The sequence below is a fragment of the Ruegeria sp. HKCCD8929 genome (assembly GCF_013031405.1).
GTDB lineage: Bacteria > Pseudomonadota > Alphaproteobacteria > Rhodobacterales > Rhodobacteraceae > Ruegeria.
Window position 1 is genome coordinate 1 of the sequence record NZ_WPZY01000046.1, and the last position, 22,424, is coordinate 22,424.

Here is a 22,424-nt window from a genome sequence, read left to right on the forward strand (position 1 = left end):
CGCTCTGAAGCTGGCGGGCGATCCACTGTTTACTGGCTGAACTACTGATCAGCCAGTGCCCTGAAGTCCAAAGAGGGGTAGGGGCCGTTTCTGGAAGTCGTACCAATGAGCTCAGCCTTCTTATTCACGCCAGCTGTGGTGTGACCGGGATGTGTTTGCAGGGTTGCGAAGGCTTACTATCTCCTAATCTCTCCGCGCCTCCCCGCTGTTGTGGCTCCTCGGGTGTATCCGTGCCTGTCCACAGTTCAGTAAGGCGGGCACCGGCATGTCGCCTTCGCCGGCTTGGCGACAAAGAACTCTGCAGTTTTTTCTGTTCGAGATATACTAGTTCAATCTTATCAGGGGGAAGACATGCCGGAAAAGAACCTGTCGGGAAAAACAAAGTTCTCCATCGACATAGTGTTTGACTCCAATGTGCCCTCCAAATCTGTCCCGGTGAAAACCATTCAAAAGGGCGCGACTCCTGGTCACAAAGGGGTTGCGGTGACCGACCCGTATTGGACTTGCCAACTGATACAGTTGCATTGGGATGAGCTGTTCGACCCCATTGCGAAAAAGATCACCATGTCTATCAAGGAGTTGAAGATCAAGGTTCGATTTCACTGCGTCACTCAGTACGCAAAGGAAGTGCCCAAAAGCAGCCCGTGCTACAAGCATATTGTGAAGCATGAGAAGCTGCATGTCGCCAGTCGAAAGTCCAGCCTCAACAAATACAAGAAACTGACGATTCAGTACATCAAGGAAGCGACCCAGAAGAAGTTTGGCAAGCCTTTGGAGGTCAAGGAAAGTTCGGCCAAGAAAGTGCGGGATGATGCGTACAAGACTATCAATACCGCCGTATATGAGGCCTGCGAGAAGTTGAAGTCACTGTCAGACAAGGAATCCAAGAAAGTCGATTCAGCGACGGAGAATGCCAAGACGCAGGCGCTTTGCGCTCAGTTTGTTTAGCGTCTTTGTGCCAACAGCCGCCCGTCCGACAGAGGGATACGACGAGGTTAACCAGGAGGTGCACATGATCTTCAGATGGCTCAGCGTAATCTTGGTTCTTGCCGTTTTCGCCGTGCAGGCACACGCGCAGACAGTGCTCGATTTGAAAGGCAATCGGGAGTTTTGCAGCTTCGTACCCGGTGCCTCGCTTCCTGAACAGATTTACTCGTTCCAAAGCAGCGCGGAGGCCAAGCAACTTGTGGCTGACATCATGTCCACGGTTGGCCTCGTGCCCAGGTTTCGCATAAACGCGGCGAATGTCCCAAACGCTGCGGCGATTATCGATGGTGATGAACGACTGATCGTCTACAGCGAGAGTTGGGTTCAAAACACGCTTCAAGACAACAAATGGGGAGCTGTCGCACTTCTGGCGCATGAGATTGCACATCACCTAAACGGGCACACCTTAATCCCCGGCGGCAGTCGGCCGCTGACCGAGCTGGAGGCCGACCAGTTCGCTGGTTTCGCGGTGGCGAAGCTTGGCGGTTCGCTCGACGATGCGCAATGGCTATTCCGGCAGTTCGCAGGCCCTGGCAGCGCGACCCACCCAGCAACGTCCGCACGATTAGAGGCCGTTGCCGTCGGCTGGAGATCTGCTCAAGAAAACGACGGCTCCCAGACACCATCCGATCCAACCGCCGGGGCGCGGACCATCCCGAAGATCGACGCTCGGAACTGGCAACGAGTGACTGGGGTCGCCTCGAACGACGTACTTTGGGTGCGCTCGTGCGGGTCAACCAGGTGTGAGAAGGTCGCGTCTCTCAATCCTGGGCAGCAAGGGTTTTACATCACCGATTGCGACCGCGGCTGGTGCAGGATTCACGATCAGGACGGCAGCGTTCTTGGCTGGGCGTCGGGAAAGTATCTTGCGCCGGTTTCCATGCAATCAAAAACTCTCGGATCAGTGCTCTACCGGGTTACCGGAGTTCGAAGCGATGATGTTCTTTGGGTGCGCTCTTGTGGCTCCTCAAGCTGCAGCAAGATTGGCTATTTCGATCCGGACGCTAAGGGTATTGAAGTGTCCGATTGTGCTCGAAACTGGTGCCGAGTGCAGCAGCGCGACATCGGTGTCTCCGGCTGGGCATCCCAAACCTACCTGACGCCGGAGTGACGTTAAATCAGCGGCGGCCCTTCCCAACATTTATATAATTTGGCAATGCTGTCAGGCGGGATGAAAGCTTTGAGTGTGAGGTTCGTCACCCCTCAAAGGCGCCGCACGCTGATGTGGCTTGGCGTGCTTAACTTCACATGCAATGCTTCGTCTACAACTATGACAGAGGGGGAGTTGTCTTATGAAACATCACCTGCTTTCGCTGACGCTCAGTCTGACGGCCGCCACCGTTGTGGCAGAAGAATGGCGGTTCAACAACTTCTTGCCTGAGACGCGGCCTGAGTCAGCGGAGCTGTCGCAGTTTGTTGACGAGGTGAATGCCGCAGACACAGGCACCACCCTAAAGCTCTATAGTGGCGGATCGCTAGGGCTTCCTAACACAGATGTGTTGCGCTTTGTGCCCAAGGGTGCAGTAGAGATGAGCCTGATGTGGGCCAACTACCTTGGCCGCGACGCACCAGAGCTAAGCTCTGTTGTGGTGCAGGGGACGATTGCGTCGGTTGACGAATTCAAGCAGGCGCTCCCCATCATTCAGGAGATTTATGCGGAGGCCTATGCGGATTGGGGTATTACATCCGTAGGCTACGCGGCCATCCCAATGCTGTCAGTTTCGGTATTCTGTCGGGACGAACCAGTGAACACATTGGGCCAGCTAAAGTCGAAAAAGCTACGTGTTTGGGCACGTGATCAAGTAGAGGCATTCACCCAACTGGGCGTTGCTGCACAGATAATTCCGCAGGAGGAAATGTATGTAGCGATGAAAACCGGCGTCGTGGATTGCGCGCTCTACCCTGCACTTTATGCGCATACCGTGTCTTTGCAAGAGGTGTCAAAATATGCTTCTTTCCTCTATCCTATGGCGTCTGGCCCCTACGTGATCGGCGTATCGAGCGACACATGGGACGCAGCGGATGATGCGTTCAAGGCCGCTGTCTCGACCGCCGCAGACGGCCTCTGGCAGAGGACCAACCACTACGACGACGATCTGGAGCGAGAGATGGCCGCCCGTGACACATTGGTCGGGCAGGGTATCGTCTGGGGTGATGATTTCCCCGACGCGGATCGAGACGCTTTCGTCGGCGCCGTGACGGGGATATGGGCCAAACTGGCAGAGGAAGCCGGCGGCAAGGCACCCAGTTACCGCCAGCGGGTGCTGGACGCTTTGGACCGCTAGTTGCACATCCAAAACGGCATTGCGCGGGTGCTCGAGAAACTGGCGCTGGCCTGCGCAAGTCTGGCTGCGGTGGGGGTGGTGACAATCATCGGTTTCATCGCAACCAGCGTAGTGCTACGCAAATTCGCCAACGCACCGTTGCACATGACCGAAGAGGTCGTGGGACTTTTGCTCAGCGTCAGCCTTTTGCTGGGATTGCCCATGGTCACGCTGAGATCTGAGCACGTCAAAGTGTCGTTGCTGATCAGCGCCCTTGGCCCCGTGGCGCGCAAGTGGGTTGCGTTGGCGGGTGTGGTGCTGAGCCTAGCCTTCTTTGGCTGGCTGTTGGTGGAATCCTACGAGTGGTTCGAATTCGCTTACCGACGGAACCTGAAAACCCTTACGTCTAGGATCTTGCTTTATCCGTGGATGGCGATGCTACCCCTGTCGCTGATTATCTGCATGTTGATCCTGCTGGCACGGATCGCGGGCATCCTTCCCGAGCCAGAGCGTCGCTCATGAATCTGTGGACAGTTCTGATTGGAGTGCTGGTCGCCGCGGCGAGTACCGGAATGGCGCTCGGAGCAGCGCTGGGATTGACGGGATTGGTCATCCTGTATGTCTTTTCCAACGGGGCGACCTCACTGGCGATGGACGCCATCTGGAACGTCTTCAACTCATTCACGCTGAGTGCAGTGCCGGTGTTCATCCTTCTGGGCGAAATCCTGTTGCACAGTGGGATCAGCGAACGCGCCTATGCCGCGTTCTCCCCGATCTTTCGCCGTGTTCCCGGGGGGCTTTTGCACACCAACATTGCTGTTTGCACCCTCTTTGGCGCGGTCAGTGGTTCAAGCCTGTCCACCGCGGCAGCCGTGGGATCGGTTGCCTATCCGGAGATGACGCGGCGCGGCTACGACAAGGACATGATCGTAGGCAGCATTGCTGGTGGAGGGACATTAGGTCTTTTGATTCCGCCCAGCCTGTCGTTCCTCATTTACGGTGCGCTGACAGAGACATCCATTGGACGCTTGTTTGCCGCGGGGATCGTGCCGGGATTGATGGTGGGTCTGATGTTCATGACCTACATTCTGATCCGCTGTCTGCGCACACCATCCCTTGCCCCCCGCGAGGCCCAGATGACGGACCTGTGGGATATCATCAAGGGGTTTCGCGAGATCTGGCCAATCCTGGCGCTGATTGCGGCGGTCATCGGCACCATCGTCGGTGGGATTGCCACACCGACAGAGGCCGCGGGGCTGGGAGTCGTGATTTCCGTGGCAATCTCGTCGGTCTGGGGGGATCTCACCCTGCGCAAGCTGATAGATGCGGTCTACAACTCGGTTCTGTTGTTTTCGTCTATCGGATTTCTGGTGCTGGGCGCCACGATCCTTGCGCTGTCGGTCAGCGTGCTGGGAGTACCTCAGAAGATCCTCGAGACAGTGGCGAATTCAGGTTTGGGCCCATATGCCGTGCTGGCAATGGTTTTGCTGAACTACCTGATCCTTGGCTGTTTTTTTGACGGGCTGTCGCTGATGATCATGACGCTGCCTGTGGTCTTTCCGTTGTTGACGGGGCTCGGGTTTGACCCCATCTGGATCGGTGTCATCATCACCATCGTGATCGAGATCGGTCAGGTCACACCGCCTGTGGGGTTGAACCTGTCAGTGTTGACATCCCTGACCCGAGGCGATGTCCCCTTAGGTCGTGTCGCGATTGCAACGATACCGTACTGGGTCATCCATCTGCTGGCGATCTGCCTGCTGGTCCTGTGCCCGGCGTTGGCACTCTTTGTTCCGGACATCCTATTTTAGAGGAAGAGAGAATTGTCGCTTATCCCCGTTGTATCGTCGTCGTGAAACCGGGCATTCGTCTAAACTGAAGCGAAGGGACGGCTTGGTGACCAGTATGCCGGAGCGTTGCAGTACGCGGTGAAGGTCAGATCTGCCGGTCCGAAATTGCGCCAGCGATGATGTCATATCCGAGGTCGTGCCATCCGGCAGCGTCCCATCCTTGATCAGAATGTCGAACATCAGCGCTCTCCCTTATTGAACGGGATCATCAGTGCCGCCGGCACCTCGGCGCGGCGCGACATGAGCACCAGTGCGAGGATCGACATGATGTAAGGTACCATCAGGAAGACCTGGTAAGGCACCACCGCCCCCATCGGCGTCTGCTGGAGCCGGACCTGAAGCGCATCGAAGGCGGCAAAGAGGAGCGCTCCGAGCGCGGCCTTTCCGGGCCGCCAGGCGCCGAACACGACAAGTGCGATGCAGATCCAGCCGCGCCCGTTCACCATCTCGAAGAAAAAGCTTGAAAAGGCCGACATGGTCAGGAACGCGCCCCCCACTGCCATGAGCCCCGAGCCCACGATCACCGCGCCCATGCGGATGGCGGTGACCGAAAGCCCCTGCGCCTCGACCGCGGCCGGGTTTTCGCCGGCCGCGCGCAACGCGAGGCCGAGGGGTGTGCGGTAGAGAACGAATGCCACGACCGCAATCAGGATGAAGGCAAGATATGTCAGCGCAGTTTGTGCAAAGAAGGCAGGACCGATGATCGGGAGTTTCGACAGCAGTGGAATCTCGAAGGGCTGGAACGGCGCGATCTTTGGCGGCGAGGTCACTTCGGGCAGCGAGATCCGGTAGGCAAAGCTTGCCGTGGCGGTCGCAAGCAGTGTGACGCCGAGACCGACCACATGCTGCGACAGGCCGAAGGGCACGGTCAGCGCCGCATGGAGCAATCCGAACAGCATTCCCGCGAGCATGGCGACGGCGACGCCGGTCCAGAGGCCGGTGCCGAGATAGACCGCCATCCAGCCGGCGAAAGCGCCGATCACCATGATCCCCTCGATGCCGAGATTGAGCACCCCCGCGCGTTCGCAGATCAACTCCCCGAGCGTCGCGAAGATCAGCGGCGACGCGATGCGGACGGCGGCGGCCCAGAAGCTTGCGGTGAGGAGAATGTCGAGAATCTCCATCGCTTCAGCTCCAGCGGATCCGGGTGTGCGTCAGTCGCAGCGCAAGTACCATGGTCAGGAGTGCGGTCGCGGTCAGGATGTCGGCGATGTAGGTCGGGACGGCGGCGGCGCGGCTCATGCTGTCGGCACCGACGAAAACACCGGCGACAAAAAGCGCGGATATCACGACCCCCAGCGGATTGAGGAGTGCCAGCATGGCGACGATGATGCCGGTGTAGCCGAAGCCGGGCGAGAGATCCAATGTGAGGTTGCCCTTGAGGCCGGCGACTTCGGAAAATCCGGCGAGCGCCGCGAGACCGCCTGAGAGAAGCGCCGTCTTAACCATGACCTTTCCCACCGGGATACCGGAGAACCGCGCCGCCTCGGCGTTGAGACCGACTGCACGGATTTCGTAGCCCAGCGTGGTCCGGGTCTGGATCACCCAGACGGAGACCGCCGCAAGGATTGCCAGGGCAAAGCCCCAATGCAGGCGCAGACCATCGACGATGCGCGGCAGGCGCGCAGCCTTATCCAGCGCCGCCGATTTGGGCCAGCCCATGCCCATCGGATCCTTCATCGGCCCTTCGAGCAGGTAGGAAACGAACAGAATCATGATGAAGTTGAAGAGCAGAGTGGTCACGACTTCGTCCACTCCGAGGCGGGTCTTGAGAAGCACCGGACCGAGCAGGATCAGCGCGCCCGCGAGCATCGCGGCAAGTGCGATTGCGGGAAGGAGCAGCGCCGGAGGCAGCGGCAGCGCCCCAGTTCCCAGCAGAACGGTTGCTATCGCGCCCGCGTAAAGCTGAGCCTCGGCACCGATGTTCCAGAGCCTGGCCCGGAACGCCACCGCGACCGCAAGCCCAGTGAAAATGAGCGGCGTCGCCCGGTTCAGCGTTTCCAGCAGTGCGAATTTCGATCCTGCCGCTCCCTTTAGGATCAGGCCGAGTGTCGCGAATGGATTGGCCCCGGCCAGAAGCGCAAGGCACGAGGCGACCAGCACGGTCAGCACCAGCGCGCCGGCCGGCAATCCGAAGCGCCGCAGCGCAGTGGGGTCGGAGATCGGCTCAAGCCGCATGTGCATCGCCCTCGAATCCCTGGCCCGCCATCCAGATGCCGATCTCGGCCGACGTCTTGCTGCCGCGCGGGAAGGACGGCGACAGGCGACCCTCATAAATCACGTGGATGACGTCGGACAGGGCTATGACCTCATCGAGATCCTCGGAAATCAGCAGCACGGCCGCGCCGGTGTCGCGCGCGGCAATGAGGCGGTTGTGGACAAATGTCACCGCCCCGATATCGAGGCCCCGGACCGGCTGGTTGGCGAGGATGATCCGCGGCGCCTTTTCCAGCGCGCGTCCCAGGATCAGTTTTTGCATGTTGCCGCCGGACAACAGCCGGATGCGGGCAGCGGGGCCGGGGCAGCGCACGTCGTAGGTCTCGATCACGGTCTTTGTGAAATTTTCGGCGGCCTTCCAGTCCATCCAGCCCGCGCGGCTGTAGGGCGGGGTATCGTAGGTTTCCAGGACGGCGTTTTCGGTCAGGGTGAAATCGGCGATGGTTCCGGTCTTGTGCCGGTCCTCGGGGATGCGTGCGATGCCCGCGGCAAGCGCCGCGCGCGGCGACCAGGTGCCGGAAACGGCCGGATAGAGGCTGATGGAGCCGCCTGTCGCCACTTCGAGCCCGCCGATCAGATCGGCAAGCGCAGACTGGCCGTTGCCGGAGACCCCTGCGAGACCGGTGATCTGCCCGGCGCGCAGGGCGAGGTCGACGCCCGCGAGGCCCGGGGCGTTGCCGTGCGGCGCGGTGGTGACACGCGCTAGGGTCAGCAGCGCCTCGCCCGGCTCACGCTCGGCAAGCCTGGGCGGCGCGATCTCAGCGCCTACCATCATCTCGGCCAGTTTGTGGCGGTCGGTGTTGGCAGTTGCGACCTCGCCGACCAGGCGCCCGTGCCGCAGCACCAGCACGCGGGACGAGATCGACATGACCTCGTTCAGCTTGTGCGAGATGAAGATGATCGAAAGGCCAAGAGGTACGGCCCTTCTGAGCGTTTCGAAAAGCGCGGCGGTTTCCTGCGGTGTCAGGACCGCCGTGGGTTCGTCGAGGATCAGAATGCGGGCATCTCGATAGAGCGCCTTCAGGATTTCGACGCGCTGCCGCTCGCCGACTGACAGCGTTCCGACCTTGGCGCCGGGATCCACGGAAAGCCCGAAATCCTGCGACAGCTTCTCGACCTTTTCGCGGGCGGCGCGGACATTCAGGCCGGTCGATAGCAGCGAGCCGGTGCCGAGCAGGATATTCTCCAGCACCGTCATGTTGTCCGCCAGGGTGAAATGCTGGTGCATCATGCCGACGCCCGCCGCGAGCGCCGCGCGGGGATGACCGGGCGGAAGCCGCTCGCCAAAGACCTCAACTGTTCCCTCGTCGGCCATGTAGTGGCCGAAGAGGATGTTCATCAGCGTGGTCTTGCCGGCGCCGTTCTCGCCGAGAAGGGCGATGACCTCGCCCTTTTTCAGGTCGAACCCGATGCCGTCATTGGCAACCAGCGACCCGAAACGCTTGGTGATGCCGTCGAGGCGCAGGACCACCTCGGCCGCCTTCGCCCCGCCCATCAGGAGGACTTGGGCTCTTCGTCGTTGATCGCGACGGTGAAGGTTCCGTCCCTGATCGCGGCCTCGCGCTCGGCAACCAGTGTCAGGGCAGCCTCGGGCACCTTGCCCTCGAACGTGCCGAGAGGGGCAAGCGAGCAGCCGCCCTCTTTCAGGAAGGAATAGACCCCGTAATTGTCGGCCTGGAAGCTGCCGCCAGCCACAGCGGCAAGCGCGGCGTTCAGCGTCGGCTCGAAATGCCACAGCGCCGAGGCGACGACGGTGTCCGGATAATCGGCCTGCGTGTCGATCACGTTGCCGATTGCCAATATTCCGCGTTCCTGTGCCGCATCCGACACTCCGAAACGTTCCGCATACATGAGATCAGCGCCATTATCGATCATTGCAAAGGCGGTTTCCTTGGCCTTCGGTGGATCAAACCACGAGCCGATGAACGAGACCTGGAACGCCGCGTCGGGCTTCACCTCGCGTACCCCCGCCATGAAGGCATGGATCAGCCGGTTGACCTCGGGGATCGGAAATCCGCCGACGACGCCGATATTGCTGGTCTGGGTCATGGCACCGGCGATGATGCCGGACAGGTAAGAAGCATCCTGAATGTAATTGTCGAATACGGCGAGGTTCGGGTGAGCCTCGTCATGCAGGAAGGAGGAACCGAGGAGGAATGCGGTCTCGGGATATTCGTCGACGACCTCGCGCGCCTCCTGCTCGACCCCGAAGATCTCACCGACGATGAGCATTGCACCCTGTTCGGCGTATTCGCGCATGACGCGCGGGTAGTCGGTATTGGCCGTGTTCTCGGTGAACGTGTATTCGGCCGCGCCCGCGGCCATCGCGGCTTCGGCGGCCTTGTGAATGCGACTTACCCATTGTTGCTCGACCGGCACGGTATAGATGCCCGCGACCTTGATCGGATCGGCGGCATGGAGCCGCCCCGGCAGTCCGGTGATGCCCGTGGCCGCGATGGCGCCTGCGCTTGCGAGGAGATGGCGCCTGGTCAGTCCGGTCGGCTTGATCTTTGCAGTCATGTTCAATCCCTCTTGTCGGTAATTGCGCTCCCCCAAAAAATTTTTTATCAATTGGTAAAGTTCTTCCGGATTCGCGCAAGAATATTCTGCAGCTTACTTGCCGTTGGGGGCGGATGGCACCCGCACACCGGCACGCAAGAGGTCAGACCCCGACGTAATCCCTGAACTGCTGTGCAGCCGAATCGAGGCCCCTGGCCTCGACGGTTTCCGCCACCGCCCCGCCAGCCACAAAGGCGATGCGGTCGGCGATGGACAGCGTGCCCGACATCTGCCCCATGCGTTCGCGGAGCCGTGGGGAAAGGTCGAGCGCCTGTTCGCGCACCCGGGCATCGCGGACCCGTGCCATCAGCCCGATCTCGATATTCTCGGCCACGGTCAGGTTGCCGAACAGCTGGCGCCCTTGCGGGACGTAAGCGGTCATTGCAGAGTCCGGCAGGGACAAACGGACGAGCGGACAGAACAGTCATTCGTAGTTGCGCTGCGCGCAGTGCTGACAAGGCGACTCGCCTGCAGTAAGCAATTGCCTTGGTTCAGAGGTAGCTTTCCGGGACACCAGCAGCGCGAAGTGCATCAGCCAACCTGTCCCAATCGCCATCGTTCTTGAACCGCCACCGGGTTTTGTAAATGTGGATGCGCTCGCCGAGCCTCCGAACTTCTCGCATTTCGGCTTCTATGGAACGGCCAAGCACAGAGAGGGTCGCGACATTGAACATCAACGCATCCCTTGACGATGGCTCTCTCATGCGCGCTATCTCTAAGACAGAAGCAGCTTCTTCATAACGTCCAAGCGAAAACAGTATGCCTCCCTTGAGTGTCAGGAAGTAGGCAGGGTGAATTCGGTTAGTAACGATGGCTTTTTCAATGTCTGTAAGCGCCGCATGTGTTTCTCCATTTAACAAGCGGGCCAAAGCGCGGGTATAAAGAGCATCAGCAGAGTTTGGTTCAACCTCCAAAGCGTTGACCGCCTGCAGAATCATCTCATCAATTTTGCCGTCCACGCGCATAATCTTGGCCGTTACCAGAAAAGCTAGCGCGGTAGGATTTTCTCTTGCCGACTCAAGTGTTTCTTCCGCGGCTTTTTTGAGAAACCTGCGTTCAACCTCAGACTCGTATCCAAATTCGACGTGCCAATAGTTTTGCCAGGCCTCAAAGTATATCGAGGCGAGCAGTGCGAGCGCCCGCCCGTAATCGGGATCCAGTTTCGTGGCAACCTCGAGGTACGGAACAGCATTGGCAAAGCTCTCCACTGTGCCATCGCCGTACAAATCCAATGCCTGCAGATAGGCGTCAAAAGCAAGAGGGTTTTTGGTGCCGCCGATTTCGCTTCTGGCAATTTGCTGGACATCTAGCTCCAAAGGCAGAGAAGATACTACTCGATCAACGATCCGGTCCTGAAAAGAGAGAATATCTTCTGCTGCTCCATCAAACCTCTCAGCCCATACCTCCCCACCAGTTGTGCCATCCACAAGGGTGAGGTTTATTCGGATCGTCTCTTCGACTTTGCGCACATTGCCAGACAAGATGTAGCGTACGCCAAGTTCCTGGCTTATCTGTCTTGGCCCAGCACTCGCGGATTGATAACTGTATGCGCTCGTGCGCGACATCACGAACAACTCCGGAAGCTGGGAAAGGTCAGTCGTGATGTCATGTGTGAGACCGTCAGCAAAATAATCTTGACCTTGGATTGAGCCCGTGTCTTTGAACGGCATCACCACGATTGACGGGCGGCCAGCAGACAAATCACTTGCTGTGGGACGGTTCACATAGTTTGACACCGTGAACCACATCCCGAGCAATAGCGGGCCCAAGCCACCCACATAGCCGGCAATCGTAATGCGCTTCATTGGCTTGCCAGATGGTTCGACCGTTTCGTGTACTTCTCCTGTGTCTCCAAGGCTGATATGATAAATCCTGACCGGTTCGGAGATATTTTTCAGCTGCTTTTTGCCCTCCGATACGAAGCGAACAGGCAGCTGTTTTTGCAAAAGTTTGCGAGCGACATCGGATACAACGATGCCGCCTGGAGCAGCAAATGCTTCCAGACGCGACACGACGTTCACCCCATCGCCAAACAAGTCACCTTCGTCAGCAACAACGTCGCCTATATGTACAGCCATCCGGTACCGGAATTGCTTTTCTTCCACATTTTCTGCCTGCGACGCTTGGATGCTCCTTTGCAATTCAATTGCGCAATTTGCGGCAGAAAAAACGGATGGGAATTCAGCGAGAAAGCCGTCCCCTGTGGTCTTGATTATCCGTCCTTCATGCAATTCGATTGCAGGATCAACGATAGACTTCATGATCGTCTTTTGCCGTAGCAGGGTGTCGGTTTCTTCGCGCTCAACCATATGACTGAACCCGACGACATCTGCGGCCAAAATAGCGACTATGCGTCTTTCCATATGGTGACCCCAAGGCACTTTTGCTGCCTTTTATGGTCAGTGTTATAAGGCATTCGGTCAAGCCAATAAGCGCTTGTCTCGTTCCCTCAGATCAATAGCTGTTTTTGAGGCTCGGAGCCGCCATTCTCTGCTGGCGAGTTCCAGCAGGTCGTTAGAGCCCCTACCAGACCTTCATTGGTGGCGTAAGTATCGCACGTGCGGCAAGTTGCGAACGGCGCAGTTCGGACATTCAGTTCCGCTCAGTGAAGGGGGAAGGCGCGGACAAATTGAACATTCGAAACTGTCGCGTGAAGGACAGCTTTGTATGAAAGTTGCGCACTGCTACCCTGCAGTCCAGCCACCATCGAGCATCAGGGCGCTGCCAGTCATGAGTGCGGACGCATCAGACGCAAGAAACACGGCTGCGCCGGAGACATCTTCGACCTGCCCAAGGCGGCCCAGTTTGATCTTGGAAAGAACTTCTTCGCGAAATTCTGTGTTCTCGAAGAACGGTTTGGTCAAAGGCGTTTCAATGAAGGTCGGGCAGATCGTGTTGACGCGAATACCGCTTCCGCCCAACTCAATAGCAAGCGCCTTGGTGAAGCCTTCTATGGCCCATTTGGAAGCGCAATAGAGCGTGCGGTTCTTGGCGCCGACATGCCCCATTTGCGAAGACATGTTGATGATTGAACCTGCCGTGCCTTCCCGCGCCATCCTGTCGGCGACCGCGCGGGCGCAGAAAATGGCTGCCTTCACATTCAGATCCATGATCACGTGGTAGTCATCCTCTGTGGCGTCTGCCAATGGCTTGGGGTGGTTTGTTCCGGCGTTGTTTACGAAAACATCTAGTCCCGGCAATGTTTCGACGGCCCGTTCAACCGCCGAGATGTCGGTTACATCAAGAATGAGAGCTTGCGCTTTGCCACCCTGTGCGCGCAATTCCTCTGCGGCTGCTTCGACCTCAGAACCTGTGCGGGCGCAGAAATATACGTCTGCACCGGCAACAGCATAGGCCTGGGCGATGGCCAGTCCGATACCCCGCCCTGCGCCGGTGACCAATGCGCGCTTGCCATCCAGCCGGAAGTCATGCCTGGGCGTATAGGTATTGCCTGTGTCTGGTTTTCGGGGGCTGGATTGAACCTCTGACACTGTTCTTCCTTTCAGATATCAAGTCCTTGAAGGGGGCGTGGGATCACTCAGTCCTGAAGCTCCTGTGATTTCTTAAATGCAGCCAGCCGCCCGAGCATTGCATCGCGCCACGCGCGGCGGGCGGCAAGGTCCGCTGCATCCAGAATTGTGCGCCGTTCATCGGTTGCCTTCCTGATAACCTCATCGGACCATCCGCGCGGTTCTCGAACCATGCCTGTGAAGAGATCTCGGAGGCGGTAGGCATAGTCTTCGATGCCGCCCGGTGCGTTCAGATCAATTGTTTCGAACGGCCCCATAAACGCCCAGCGTGGTCCCAACCCATGCGAAATCGCCACATCCAGATCCGCAATGCTGGCAATGCCGTCCTCATACAGGGCCCACGCCTCGTTCAGCATAACGCCTTGCAGGCGGTTCATGACAAAACCGTCAATTTCCTGCGTCAGACGCACCGGTTTTTGCCCAACTTCATTCATCAGGTCGGCAACGAAGTTCACGACACCTTCGGCAGTCCACGACGCCGGGACCAGTTCCACAACCGGAATGAGGTGTGGCGGGTTCACCGGATGGGCGATAATGAAGCGATCCCTGTTTTTGCACTCTGCGGTGAAACGGGAACTCGGGATGCCGGATGACGACGACCCGACAATCACGCCATCCCCAAGCAAGGCATCTATGGAACGGCTGACCGCCGCCTTGGCCTCGACCGTTTCAAAAACAGATTCTTGTACGTAAACCGCGCCTTCCATCGCGCTTTCCAGCGCGTCGAGCACGGTGATGCGTTCAAGAATGCTCTTGGGATCTTCGACAAGCCCGGTTTCGGTCATTTCATCAAGGCTGACATTGGCCCAACTCAAAACACGCGCGCGCACGCCTTCAGACGGGTCAAAGACGCGGACAGGATGGCCTGCGCGGGCGAAAACCACCGCCCAACCAGAGCCGATCAGCCCAGCCCCGACGATTGCGATCACAGGCTTTGATTGATGTTCTTCCATGTATTTCTCCATATGGCTCAACGCGGGAGCCAAGGTCATTCAGGTCTTTGTCTGAGCGATGTGGATTTCCGAGCCCGATCAGTTGAAGACCAGATCGGGCAGCCACAGCACAAGATCAGGGAAAACCGTGATCAGCAACAGAACAAGCAGCATCGGCAGGTAGAATGGCAGGATGTCCTTTACGACACGTTCGAACCTTTCGCCGGACACATCCCCCACAACATAAAGCACAAGCCCCATGGGCGGCGTCACGAGGCCAATCATCAGGTTGAACACCATGATCACGCCGAAATGCACCGTGTCGATCCCGGCATATCCAATCACCGGAACCAGCACCGGGGTAAGGACGATCAGCACAGAGATCGGTTCAAGCACACAGCCAATCAGCAAAAGCAAGACGTTCAGTGCGATGAGCAGCATCAGGGGCGACAAGTCCATCTCTATCAGCCAGTTGGCCAGCTGACCCGAAACGCCTTCGCGCGCCAAAATCCAGCCAAAGACACCTGCAACCGCCACGACGAACAGAACGTTGCCAGAGAGCAGCATGCTCTGCAAAAGCGCACCGCGAAAGCGCTTTAACGTCAGCCCGCGCAGGATGAATGCGCCCACGATGGTGGCATAGACCGCCGCCACTGCCGCCGCTTCTGTCGGGGTGAAGACGCCAGCGGTAATGCCGATCAGGATGATCGCAGGCATCATCAGCGCCAGGACACCGGCGGGCAAATGGGTGCGAAATTCGGCCAACGTGGCGCGGGGGTAGACTTTGACGTCGCGGGTCTGTGGCATGAAACGCAGCATGACCATCATCAAAAGCCCCAGCAGAAATCCGGGAATCGCACCAGCAAGGAACAGGCGACCAACGGACTCTTCCGCGATAACGGCAAAGATCACCATCGGGATAGATGGCGGAATAATCGGCCCGATGGTCGAGGACGCCGCCGTAACCGCAGCGGCAAAGGATCCGGTGTAACCGTCCTTCTTCATCGGACCGATCAGGACCGACCCAAGCCCACCTGCATCGGCCACGGCAGACCCGGACATACCGGCAAAGATGATGCTTGCGGCAACATTCACCTGCGCCAATCCTCCGCGCATATGCCCAACAAGGCAGCGGGTGAATGCAATCAGTTTCTCGGTCAGCCCGCTATTGTTCATCACCTGACCGGCCATGATGAAGAACGGAACAGCCATCACGGTAAACGAATTCACCGAGCCGGACATGCGCGCAATGGCCGAAGAAAGCGGGATGTCATTGGTGAAAAGATAGAGCAACGACGGCACCAGGATCGCGATGGATACCGGCAGACCGATGGCCATGAGTATGGCCAAAACAATGAGTATCATCCCGACGGTCATAGGTATTTATCCAGGTCAGTGTCGTGGCCATGTCGGCGGGCAAGGGCAATCCAGTCCGGGATAACCGCAAGGCTGAGAACCGAGCAGACGACGATTGGCAGGGTAAAAAGCCCCATCGGCCAAAGCAGCCCGGGGCTTGTCTGGCGCCAGGTGGCCTGCACCTGCCCGATACCGACCCAGATCAGTGCCAGAAATGCCGCAACAGAGATCGCAATCTGCAGATACGAAACCAAATGTCGTGGCCTTCGCCGCATTCTCATGTGGAAGTAATCAATATTGATCAACCGTCCGAACGAGATCAGGATCGGCACCGCCAGAAAGGTTGCCCAGATGCTGAGGAAGCGGGCGAATTCTTCGGTCCAGCGGACCGAGAATCCGCCCAGCCGGGCTGCGATCTGGTAAATAACAACAAGCGTCATTGCGATGGCGATCAGGATCAGAAGATGCTCTTGCAGCCGGATCATTGCGGCCCTTGCGCGGGCAAAGTGACTGGTGTGAAGGTCGCTCATAACGCGGCCTCCCGCGCATTGCGGCGCGCCCGCGCCAGATCGACAGTATGGTCATAAGTCGCCCCAAGCGCGCCATAGTCGGCGATATCCTTGCCCGCGATGTCGAGCGCCGATCCGTGTCCAACCGACGTGCGGATAAAGGGCAGACCAAAGGTCAGTGTTGTCGTTTCATTCATGTTCATCCGCGCCACCACCTGATCGTGATAAAGCGCCAGCGTCAGATCGTAATCGCGCCCGTTATAGGGCGGTGAGATCAAGGCGTTCACCGGGAACGGACCGTCGACCGAAATCCCCTCGGCCCGCGCTTGGGCAATAGCCGGTTCCATCTCGTCCATCTCTTCGCGCCCCATGGTGCCGAATTCACCGGCATGAGGGTTGAGCGAGGCAACCGCCAGCCGCAGCTCCGGCGCGCCAAGCTCGTACCGCTTTTCGTGCAGATAGCGGATTTTTTTCAGTAGGTTGTCCTTGGTCACCGCGCGGCAGGCCTCGATCAGCGGCGTGTGCGTCGTGAACAGCGCGGCTTTGAAATTGCGCCAGATCAGGATGGTGGAAAACGCCACATCCCCGGCAAGCTCTGCGAAATATTCGGCCTGACCGGGATAGTCATATCCCGCCATCTTGGCGCTGGCCTTGGTCACAGGCGAGGTGACAAGCCCGTCGATTTTGTCGGCCATGGCCAGTTCAGCGCCCTGCCGGTTATAGTGCATCGATGCCTCGCCAGCTTCGCGCGAAATCTCGCCGGGCTTAACCACCGTCGCATCGATTGTGCCGGGGTCATAGACGTCAATGCCGCCTGGCCTCAGCGCTGCGCGATCAAGGTCGCTGTGCTGCCTGATCTCAACATCAAGACCGCGCCGCCGGGCCGTCGCCTCGATCTGCGCCGCGCATCCGATCAGGACAGGGCGTATCGCCTGTTCGTTGCATCTTTCGGCCAATAGCGCGGTGGTGATTTCCGGGCCGATACCGGCCGGATCACCCATGGTCACGCCGATCACGAGGGTTTCGTCCGACATTCTGTTCACTCCTTCGTTTCGGCCTTGTGGGCCGAATGTGTTTGTTGCAACCAGCGGATCGCGCGCAGTAAGACCTCTGTTTCGCCCCAGTTCCCGGCCTTGGTAACCAGTGGCAGAAAGCGACCCTCGCCATCTTCGGCAAGCCCGGCGGCAACCCCGTCATCAAGGTGTTCCACCCGGTGCATTGCCGTGACCTCAAGCACATCGCGGGTCACGATCCCGGCGGTCGTACCACCCGCAACGATCAGGCCGCACATCAGGTTTCGGTATTCGTCAAAAATCGCACGCGTCGTCTGGCGTAGCGCATCTTCGATCCCGGCACGAACCACACCGTCAAGAAACGGATAACCTGCTGGGTCTGTTGGATTTACCGCTGATGGGGAAGCGGCCAGTACAACATGATACCCGTCGCTCAGCACCTGCCCGACCTCGCGTAAGTTGGCGCGGACGTCATCAACCTCACCGGTTGTGGGAAGGTCGATCATCCGCGCTGTTCCGGTTGCCAGCAAGGTTTCGGCTTGCAGGCGCGAGCGCGCCTGAAAGCTGCCAAGCAGGATGAGTGCCGGTGCGGCATTCTGGGTCGCCGTCGCCCACAAATGCCGGGCGATGGCCTTGGCAAGGCCCACTGAACCGGCCACAAGCCGTTGGTCGGCGGCATCGGCGCGGCGCACAGCGATATCAAGTGCCGCGTCGTTCTTTGCGTCTGCGACGTTGATCAGTGGACGCCCGGGGGAGACGGGCGCGGGACCTGTGCTGTCTGCCACGGCCACTGTGGTGTCGCCGGACCAAAGATCCACGACGCGAACATGGGTTTGAGGGTCCTTGGCAACCGTATTATGGAAACCGTTCACGGTCAGCCGACCCATCGACGGGCAAGCGGGGGCCATCAGCACGTTTTTGGCGTTAAGCGCCACGGCAATTGCGGAAAGCTCTGCGGCGATGTGGCCATGCAGCGCCGAGTCGCCTTGTTTGAAAAGCCAGTCCGGGTGCAACGCGGCAAGTGCCTCGGCCGCTTGGCAGGCTTTTTGTGCAGCTATTTCGGGGGGCAGCGCACGGGAATTCGTATCGATCCCGACGATGTCGTAACAGTCTGCCAGTGCAGCGGCAGCGCTTGCGTTCATTGCAATGCCGACAGTGAAGCCGTAACGCTCGAATTCGCTTGCGACGGCTGCAAGCCCGGTCAAGTCATCCGCGATCAGCCCGACACGCATTGAACGTTATCCTTAATTCAAGAGTATCCCGACGCGCGACAGGGCCGCGCGCCGGGAAGGTTCAGTGATCGCTTATTGTGCGGCGACGACTTTTTCGTAGATGCCGTTGCTGAAAAGACCGCTGTCTACAAATCCTGGTACAGCTTCAGACACCTTTGCGGCAAAAGCTGCACGTTGCTCGTCGGATGGGGTCGCGAAAGTGACGCCATAATCCGTTTCCATGACACCTTGGTGCTCGCTTTCCAACTTGGCGATTTCCGCAATGAAGAATTGCTCGGCAGAGTTGGTGGCCTCAACGAACAGCGCCTTGTCCTCATCGCTCAGAGCATCGTATTTCGCTCCGTTCATGATCATCGTATTAGACGAATAAAGGTGGTTCGTCAGCAGCACGTTTTTCGCAACTTCGGGGAACTTGCTTGGAATGAGCGTCGTGAACGGCCCTTCTCCACCATTGACCACACCCTGACGCAGCGCCAGGTAAAGTTCGCCCCACGGTACGGGCGTCGGGTTCACCCCAATCGCCTGCCAGGAGTTGAAGTAAACGTCGATCTCAGGAACGCGGAACTTGACGTCCGACAGGTCATCCGGGCTGTGAACCGCCTCGGTGCTGAATACGACACGCGGCGAGCGAATGAACGTATCCGACAGCGTTGCGATCCCGTGCTGGTCCTTCAGCTCGCCACGCCAGCCTTCTGCAAAATCGCTCCCTAGAACTTTTCGAAAGCCCTCGCGCCCATTAATCGCAAACGGCACGGCCAGAACGCCATAATCCCTAACGAATTGCGCATTCCATCCGATGTCATCAAGAAACAGATCCTGTGCGCCGTTCTGGATGTTCTGATATTGCTCAAGTGCCGGGCCAAGCTGTGCGGCGCTGACAACATTTACGACGTAACGCCCCTCGGTCAGACGCTCCAGCTCTCCGGCGAAATGCTCAGCAGCTCGCGTAAGCGGTGACGTGGGTCCTTGGATTGTACCCAGAACAAGTTTTTCCTTTGCCAGGGCTGGCCCGGCGACCAAGGCGGCTGCGCCGATCAGCGCCGCAGCCTTGAACAGGGTCCTGCGTGTCGTTTTAATCATGGTAGTCCTCCCTTTGGGTATTTTTGCGCCCCTCCTCGGGCGCGGTTCAAGAGCCGAGCTTGCCGGGGTTCAGGATGCCGGATGGATCCATCGCCTCTTTCAGCCGACCGTAGAGATCCCAGGACGAACCCAAGGCCTCACGTACATGAACGTTTCGGGCGAGTCCGGTGCCATGGTGATGTGAAAGCACCGCACCGGAGTCGAGTGCCGCGCGGTTCGCGGTCTCCCAGATTTGCTTCAGCCGCACCTCGGCACCGGCTGGGTCATCCGCTTTTCCAAGCAAAATGACATAAAGTGACACCCCATCGCTGTAGGCATGCGAGAAATGGCCCAGCACCTCGTCGGCGAAAGGCTTCAACGCTTGGGTCAAAGCGTCATAGGTGCCGCCAATCCCGGACCAGGTGTTTGCCACCTCGATTGTCTCGGCCACACCGCCATGGCTGTTCAGGACATTCTCGATGGTCGAAAAGTCGAACCGTCGCCCCATCCATCCTTCGGCGCCGGCCGGGCCAATATCCTTACCGCCATTGCGGGCGCAGACCTTCAGCAACTCGGCAATCTCGCTGGCCGCCATGTCGGCAGAGCCTTCTGCGCCAAGGAACATCACGGGCGAACCGAACGCCGGGTCCTTCATTGCGTGACGCGCTTCGGCCAGATCGTAAAAGCGCAGCAGGAAAGGGCGAAGGCCAGACAGCATGATGCCACGCATCGCGGCCACGCCCGAAGCAACATCCGGGAAAGTCACCGTGCGCAACTCGCGCGCCTCGGTTAGCGGAAATAGCCGCAATGTCACCTCAGTGATGACACCCAGGCATCCTTCGGAGCCGATCAGCACATGCCGCAGGTCCGGCCCAACCGCCATCCGCGGCGCGCCGCCGATTTCGACCTTGGTTCCGTCCGCAAGCACCGCTTTGAAGCCAACGCACAGATCCTCGATCCCACCATAACGAGATGAAAACTGTCCCGTCGCCCGGGTGGCCAACCATCCGCCGACCGTCGAGCGGTAGAGTGACTGTGGCGAGTGGTTCATTGTCAGACCCTGCGCCTGCAGCTGATCCTCAAGCGCGCCGCCATTCATCCCGGCCTCGACCGTGACATGCATATTTTCTGTATCAATCGAAAGGACGCGATCCATGCCTGTGGTGTCCAGCGCGATGCCGCCACGCACCGCAAGCGGGCCACCAACCACAGAAGATCCCAGACCCCAGGATGTCACCGGAACACCCGCTTTATGGGCCCACGTCAAAATCGCAGCGACCTCGTCAGCGTTGTTCGGCGTCGCCACGGCACAAGGCCGGTAAGGCGCCTTGCCCTGCTGACGCCAGGCGGCATTTATTGGCCACCAGTCATGGCTGTGGGCGTCAATTGCATCTGCGCTGTCGCTGACGCTATCGGCGCGTCCAACGGCGTGACGCAGTGCGTTCAGGTCAAAATTGGCTTGTTGAAGTTCGGCTGTGGTCATCCAAGCTCTCCTAATTTCCACAACCCTAGAAGAGCGCAAGTAGATCGGTAAAATAGTTAATATTGCCAAATTAAATAGATTGAGTCTATTAAGCGCAATGTTTATGACCGAACTTCGCGCCTTTCATGCGGTCGCCACGGGTGGCGGGTTTATCCGTGCGGGCGAGCTTCTTACCCGATCACAGTCGACAGTGACCGCGCAGGTCCGCTCTCTTGAGCAACGCTATGGTGTGGAACTCTTCTTTCGCGGGCGTGGGCGTACGGCCCGTTTGACACCGCTGGGTGAAAAACTTTTTGAAACAACGCGACAACTATTCAGCCTCGAAAAAGATGCCGAGGCGTTGGTTGCAGAAGCCGGGCGCAACAAAGGTGGCACGTTGCGCGTCGGCGCAATTTCACCCCGCTGGGCGACCGGCATGATGGCGCACATGATGCGGCGCTATCCCACGCTGGACGTAAACCTGACGCTGGATAACTCGCAAACACTATTGGACATGGTGCTCTCTTATCAGATCGACCTGGCCTATATCGGCGCTCACTTGCCAAATCCGGACTGTGATATGCGGCTTGTATCGCAGCCTGAAATCGTCTTCGCAGTTTCCAAAGAGCATCCACTGGCCTACAAGGGTATCGTTTCTCGCGACGCTTTTGGACAACAGACACTCATTCAGCGCGAGCAAGGTTCAGAAACACGCAGTCTGATGGATACCGCTTTGGTCGAACACGAGTATAGCCCCGGCCGCACAGCCGTATTTGGCAGCCGCGAAGGTGCCTTGCAGGCCGCCCAGAAAGGTTTGGGGCTTGCGCCAATTTCAACCGGTGAAATCCCCGATGGTGCACAAGTCGAAATTGTCAGAGCTGCGGATTTCTCAATCCACGGTGAGATCCACGCGATATGTCTCAGGTCTCGCCGCAACCTGCAGATCATCACAGAAGCTTTTGAGGCTGGTTTGTAGACAGACGTTCCTTGGGATTGAGATCGGACGTATTTTGCGATGGACAAATGTGACACTTGCGGTAAATCGTCAAAGTCGAAACTACAGAGCAGACCTTCGCCCAGATCGCAGCATTTGGTAAAATGGGCTCTGACCGGCCCGATGCCCATGCGGCGATGCCATTGCGGCAAGCTGAACGATACCGGCCATTTGCCAATCTCGCCAAAGCGATGATTTTGCAGGAGCTCCGATGGCGCGCTGCCGTTGGATGTCGATGAGCCGATGTCCAGGACGAAGGCGGCGAAATCTGATTTCGAGCCCAACCTGTGAATTCGTTTTTCTCGCTGCGTGCGCTCGCAGCACGAAAATTGCGGTGACTGCTCGGATCTTGCCGCTGCACGGGGGCAAGAAAACCAGCCATTCGTTCACGTCGCAGCAAAGATCTAAAGCATCCCGCCGAAAACTTGAATCGGGGGATTCCCAAATGGTTGTCAGTGTG

General features: G+C 58.5%; 22 protein-coding genes. 6 read left to right on the forward strand and 16 right to left on the reverse strand.

Annotation, left to right across the window (positions count from 1 at the left end):
* Window positions 1-351: 351 nt before the first annotated feature.
* The 5 genes from GOX53_RS26175 (at window position 352) to GOX53_RS26195 (ending at window position 5,062) form a co-directional block, all read left to right on the forward strand.
* Window positions 352-948 (forward strand): hypothetical protein, encoded by a 597-nt coding sequence (locus GOX53_RS26175; RefSeq protein WP_171181632.1) that lies wholly within the window; start codon window positions 352-354, stop codon window positions 946-948.
* A gap of 64 nt (window positions 949-1,012) precedes the next feature.
* Window positions 1,013-2,098, forward strand: coding sequence for a M48 family metalloprotease (locus GOX53_RS26180; RefSeq protein WP_171181634.1), 1,086 nt, complete (start codon window positions 1,013-1,015; stop codon window positions 2,096-2,098).
* Between the two features lie 181 nt (window positions 2,099-2,279).
* Window positions 2,280-3,272 carry a TRAP transporter substrate-binding protein DctP gene (gene dctP, locus GOX53_RS26185; protein WP_171181636.1) on the forward strand — a complete coding sequence of 331 codons (993 nt, stop codon included), beginning with the start codon at window positions 2,280-2,282 and terminating at the stop codon, window positions 3,270-3,272.
* Window positions 3,273-3,773 (forward strand): TRAP transporter small permease, encoded by a 501-nt coding sequence (locus tag GOX53_RS26190; protein WP_217351944.1) that lies wholly within the window; start codon window positions 3,273-3,275, stop codon window positions 3,771-3,773. It abuts the gene before it with no gap.
* A complete protein-coding gene (locus GOX53_RS26195; RefSeq protein ID WP_171181638.1) occupies window positions 3,770-5,062 on the forward strand; it encodes a TRAP transporter large permease in 1,293 nt (430 codons plus the stop codon). The genes GOX53_RS26190 and GOX53_RS26195 overlap by 4 nt, the downstream gene beginning before the upstream one ends.
* Here GOX53_RS26195 and GOX53_RS26200 read toward each other — a convergent pair.
* The 15 genes from GOX53_RS26200 to GOX53_RS26270 form a co-directional block, all read right to left on the reverse strand.
* Window positions 5,054-5,281: a hypothetical protein gene (locus tag GOX53_RS26200; RefSeq protein WP_171181641.1), complete on the reverse strand. Its 228-nt coding sequence runs from the start codon at window positions 5,279-5,281 to the stop codon at window positions 5,054-5,056. The two genes, GOX53_RS26195 and GOX53_RS26200, sit on opposite strands and share 9 nt — an antisense overlap.
* On the reverse strand, window positions 5,281-6,225 hold the full coding sequence (locus GOX53_RS26205) for an ABC transporter permease (protein WP_171181643.1): 945 nt from the start codon (window positions 6,223-6,225) through the stop codon (window positions 5,281-5,283). The genes GOX53_RS26200 and GOX53_RS26205 overlap by 1 nt, the downstream gene beginning before the upstream one ends.
* Window positions 6,226-6,229: 4 nt before the next feature.
* On the reverse strand, window positions 6,230-7,279 hold the full coding sequence (locus GOX53_RS26210) for an ABC transporter permease (protein WP_171181645.1): 1,050 nt from the start codon (window positions 7,277-7,279) through the stop codon (window positions 6,230-6,232).
* Window positions 7,269-8,813, reverse strand: coding sequence for an ABC transporter ATP-binding protein (locus GOX53_RS26215; protein WP_171181647.1), 1,545 nt, complete (start codon window positions 8,811-8,813; stop codon window positions 7,269-7,271). Before GOX53_RS26215 ends, GOX53_RS26210 begins: the two co-directional genes overlap by 11 nt.
* Window positions 8,813-9,838: a BMP family protein gene (locus tag GOX53_RS26220; RefSeq protein WP_171181649.1), complete on the reverse strand. Its 1,026-nt coding sequence runs from the start codon at window positions 9,836-9,838 to the stop codon at window positions 8,813-8,815. Before GOX53_RS26220 ends, GOX53_RS26215 begins: the two co-directional genes overlap by 1 nt.
* Window positions 9,839-9,980: 142 nt before the next feature.
* Window positions 9,981-10,259: a hypothetical protein gene (locus tag GOX53_RS29510; RefSeq protein ID WP_174867719.1), complete on the reverse strand. Its 279-nt coding sequence runs from the start codon at window positions 10,257-10,259 to the stop codon at window positions 9,981-9,983.
* A gap of 109 nt (window positions 10,260-10,368) precedes the next feature.
* The gene (locus GOX53_RS26230) at window positions 10,369-12,240 is read right to left on the reverse strand and encodes an adenylate/guanylate cyclase domain-containing protein (RefSeq protein WP_171181651.1); all 1,872 of its coding nucleotides are present in this window, start codon (window positions 12,238-12,240) and stop codon (window positions 10,369-10,371) included.
* A gap of 321 nt (window positions 12,241-12,561) precedes the next feature.
* Window positions 12,562-13,368 (reverse strand): SDR family NAD(P)-dependent oxidoreductase, encoded by an 807-nt coding sequence (locus GOX53_RS26235; RefSeq protein WP_171181653.1) that lies wholly within the window; start codon window positions 13,366-13,368, stop codon window positions 12,562-12,564.
* 47 nt (window positions 13,369-13,415) lie between these two features.
* Window positions 13,416-14,360, reverse strand: a complete 945-nt coding sequence (locus GOX53_RS26240; RefSeq protein WP_171181655.1) for a 3-hydroxyacyl-CoA dehydrogenase — start codon at window positions 14,358-14,360, stop codon at window positions 13,416-13,418.
* Window positions 14,361-14,438: 78 nt separating this feature from the next.
* Entirely contained in the window at window positions 14,439-15,704 is a 1,266-nt protein-coding gene (locus GOX53_RS26245; protein WP_171181657.1) for a TRAP transporter large permease, read from the reverse strand.
* Between the two features lie 8 nt (window positions 15,705-15,712).
* The gene (locus GOX53_RS26250) at window positions 15,713-16,225 is read right to left on the reverse strand and encodes a TRAP transporter small permease (RefSeq protein WP_171181659.1); all 513 of its coding nucleotides are present in this window, start codon (window positions 16,223-16,225) and stop codon (window positions 15,713-15,715) included.
* Window positions 16,222-17,238, reverse strand: coding sequence for a PdxA family protein (locus GOX53_RS26255; RefSeq protein WP_171181661.1), 1,017 nt, complete (start codon window positions 17,236-17,238; stop codon window positions 16,222-16,224). Before GOX53_RS26255 ends, GOX53_RS26250 begins: the two co-directional genes overlap by 4 nt.
* Window positions 17,239-17,243: 5 nt before the next feature.
* A complete protein-coding gene (locus GOX53_RS26260) occupies window positions 17,244-18,449 on the reverse strand; it encodes a four-carbon acid sugar kinase family protein (RefSeq protein WP_171181662.1) in 1,206 nt (401 codons plus the stop codon).
* A gap of 72 nt (window positions 18,450-18,521) precedes the next feature.
* A complete protein-coding gene (locus GOX53_RS26265) occupies window positions 18,522-19,529 on the reverse strand; it encodes a TRAP transporter substrate-binding protein (RefSeq protein WP_171181664.1) in 1,008 nt (335 codons plus the stop codon).
* A gap of 46 nt (window positions 19,530-19,575) precedes the next feature.
* Entirely contained in the window at window positions 19,576-20,991 is a 1,416-nt protein-coding gene (locus GOX53_RS26270; RefSeq protein WP_171181666.1) for an FAD-binding oxidoreductase, read from the reverse strand.
* Window positions 20,992-21,094: 103 nt separating this feature from the next.
* Here GOX53_RS26270 and GOX53_RS26275 point away from each other — a divergent pair, with 103 nt between their 5' ends.
* Window positions 21,095-21,946 carry a LysR substrate-binding domain-containing protein gene (locus tag GOX53_RS26275; RefSeq protein WP_171181668.1) on the forward strand — a complete coding sequence of 284 codons (852 nt, stop codon included), beginning with the start codon at window positions 21,095-21,097 and terminating at the stop codon, window positions 21,944-21,946.
* Between the two features lie 81 nt (window positions 21,947-22,027).
* On the opposite strand, the gene GOX53_RS29615 is transcribed toward GOX53_RS26275, so the two are convergent.
* Window positions 22,028-22,424 (reverse strand): hypothetical protein (locus tag GOX53_RS29615; protein ID WP_217351945.1); only part of this gene is annotated, 397 nt, incomplete at its 5' end.

Excerpts from the sequence above, each read along its gene's own strand:
- GOX53_RS26205 (WP_171181643.1), bottom strand. The coding sequence starts at position 6,225 with ATGGAGATTCTCGACATTCTCCTCACCGCAAGCTTCTGGGCCGCCGCC.
- GOX53_RS26180 (WP_171181634.1), top strand. The coding sequence starts at position 1,013 with ATGATCTTCAGATGGCTCAGCGTAATCTTGGTTCTTGCCGTTTTCGCC.
- GOX53_RS26215 (WP_171181647.1), bottom strand. The coding sequence starts at position 8,813 with ATGGGCGGGGCGAAGGCGGCCGAGGTGGTCCTGCGCCTCGACGGCATC.
- GOX53_RS29510 (WP_174867719.1), bottom strand. The coding sequence starts at position 10,259 with ATGACCGCTTACGTCCCGCAAGGGCGCCAGCTGTTCGGCAACCTGACC.
- GOX53_RS26270 (WP_171181666.1), bottom strand. The coding sequence starts at position 20,991 with ATGACCACAGCCGAACTTCAACAAGCCAATTTTGACCTGAACGCACTG.
- GOX53_RS26210 (WP_171181645.1), bottom strand. The coding sequence starts at position 7,279 with ATGCGGCTTGAGCCGATCTCCGACCCCACTGCGCTGCGGCGCTTCGGA.
- GOX53_RS26265 (WP_171181664.1), bottom strand. The coding sequence starts at position 19,529 with ATGATTAAAACGACACGCAGGACCCTGTTCAAGGCTGCGGCGCTGATC.
- GOX53_RS26245 (WP_171181657.1), bottom strand. The coding sequence starts at position 15,704 with ATGATACTCATTGTTTTGGCCATACTCATGGCCATCGGTCTGCCGGTA.
- GOX53_RS26240 (WP_171181655.1), bottom strand. The coding sequence starts at position 14,360 with ATGGAAGAACATCAATCAAAGCCTGTGATCGCAATCGTCGGGGCTGGG.
- GOX53_RS26250 (WP_171181659.1), bottom strand. The coding sequence starts at position 16,225 with ATGAGCGACCTTCACACCAGTCACTTTGCCCGCGCAAGGGCCGCAATG.
- GOX53_RS26260 (WP_171181662.1), bottom strand. The coding sequence starts at position 18,449 with ATGCGTGTCGGGCTGATCGCGGATGACTTGACCGGGCTTGCAGCCGTC.
- GOX53_RS26200 (WP_171181641.1), bottom strand. The coding sequence starts at position 5,281 with ATGTTCGACATTCTGATCAAGGATGGGACGCTGCCGGATGGCACGACC.
- GOX53_RS26175 (WP_171181632.1), top strand. The coding sequence starts at position 352 with ATGCCGGAAAAGAACCTGTCGGGAAAAACAAAGTTCTCCATCGACATA.
- GOX53_RS26255 (WP_171181661.1), bottom strand. The coding sequence starts at position 17,238 with ATGTCGGACGAAACCCTCGTGATCGGCGTGACCATGGGTGATCCGGCC.
- dctP (WP_171181636.1), top strand. The coding sequence starts at position 2,280 with ATGAAACATCACCTGCTTTCGCTGACGCTCAGTCTGACGGCCGCCACC.
- GOX53_RS26275 (WP_171181668.1), top strand. The coding sequence starts at position 21,095 with ATGACCGAACTTCGCGCCTTTCATGCGGTCGCCACGGGTGGCGGGTTT.
- GOX53_RS26195 (WP_171181638.1), top strand. The coding sequence starts at position 3,770 with ATGAATCTGTGGACAGTTCTGATTGGAGTGCTGGTCGCCGCGGCGAGT.
- GOX53_RS26230 (WP_171181651.1), bottom strand. The coding sequence starts at position 12,240 with ATGGAAAGACGCATAGTCGCTATTTTGGCCGCAGATGTCGTCGGGTTC.
- GOX53_RS26220 (WP_171181649.1), bottom strand. The coding sequence starts at position 9,838 with ATGACTGCAAAGATCAAGCCGACCGGACTGACCAGGCGCCATCTCCTC.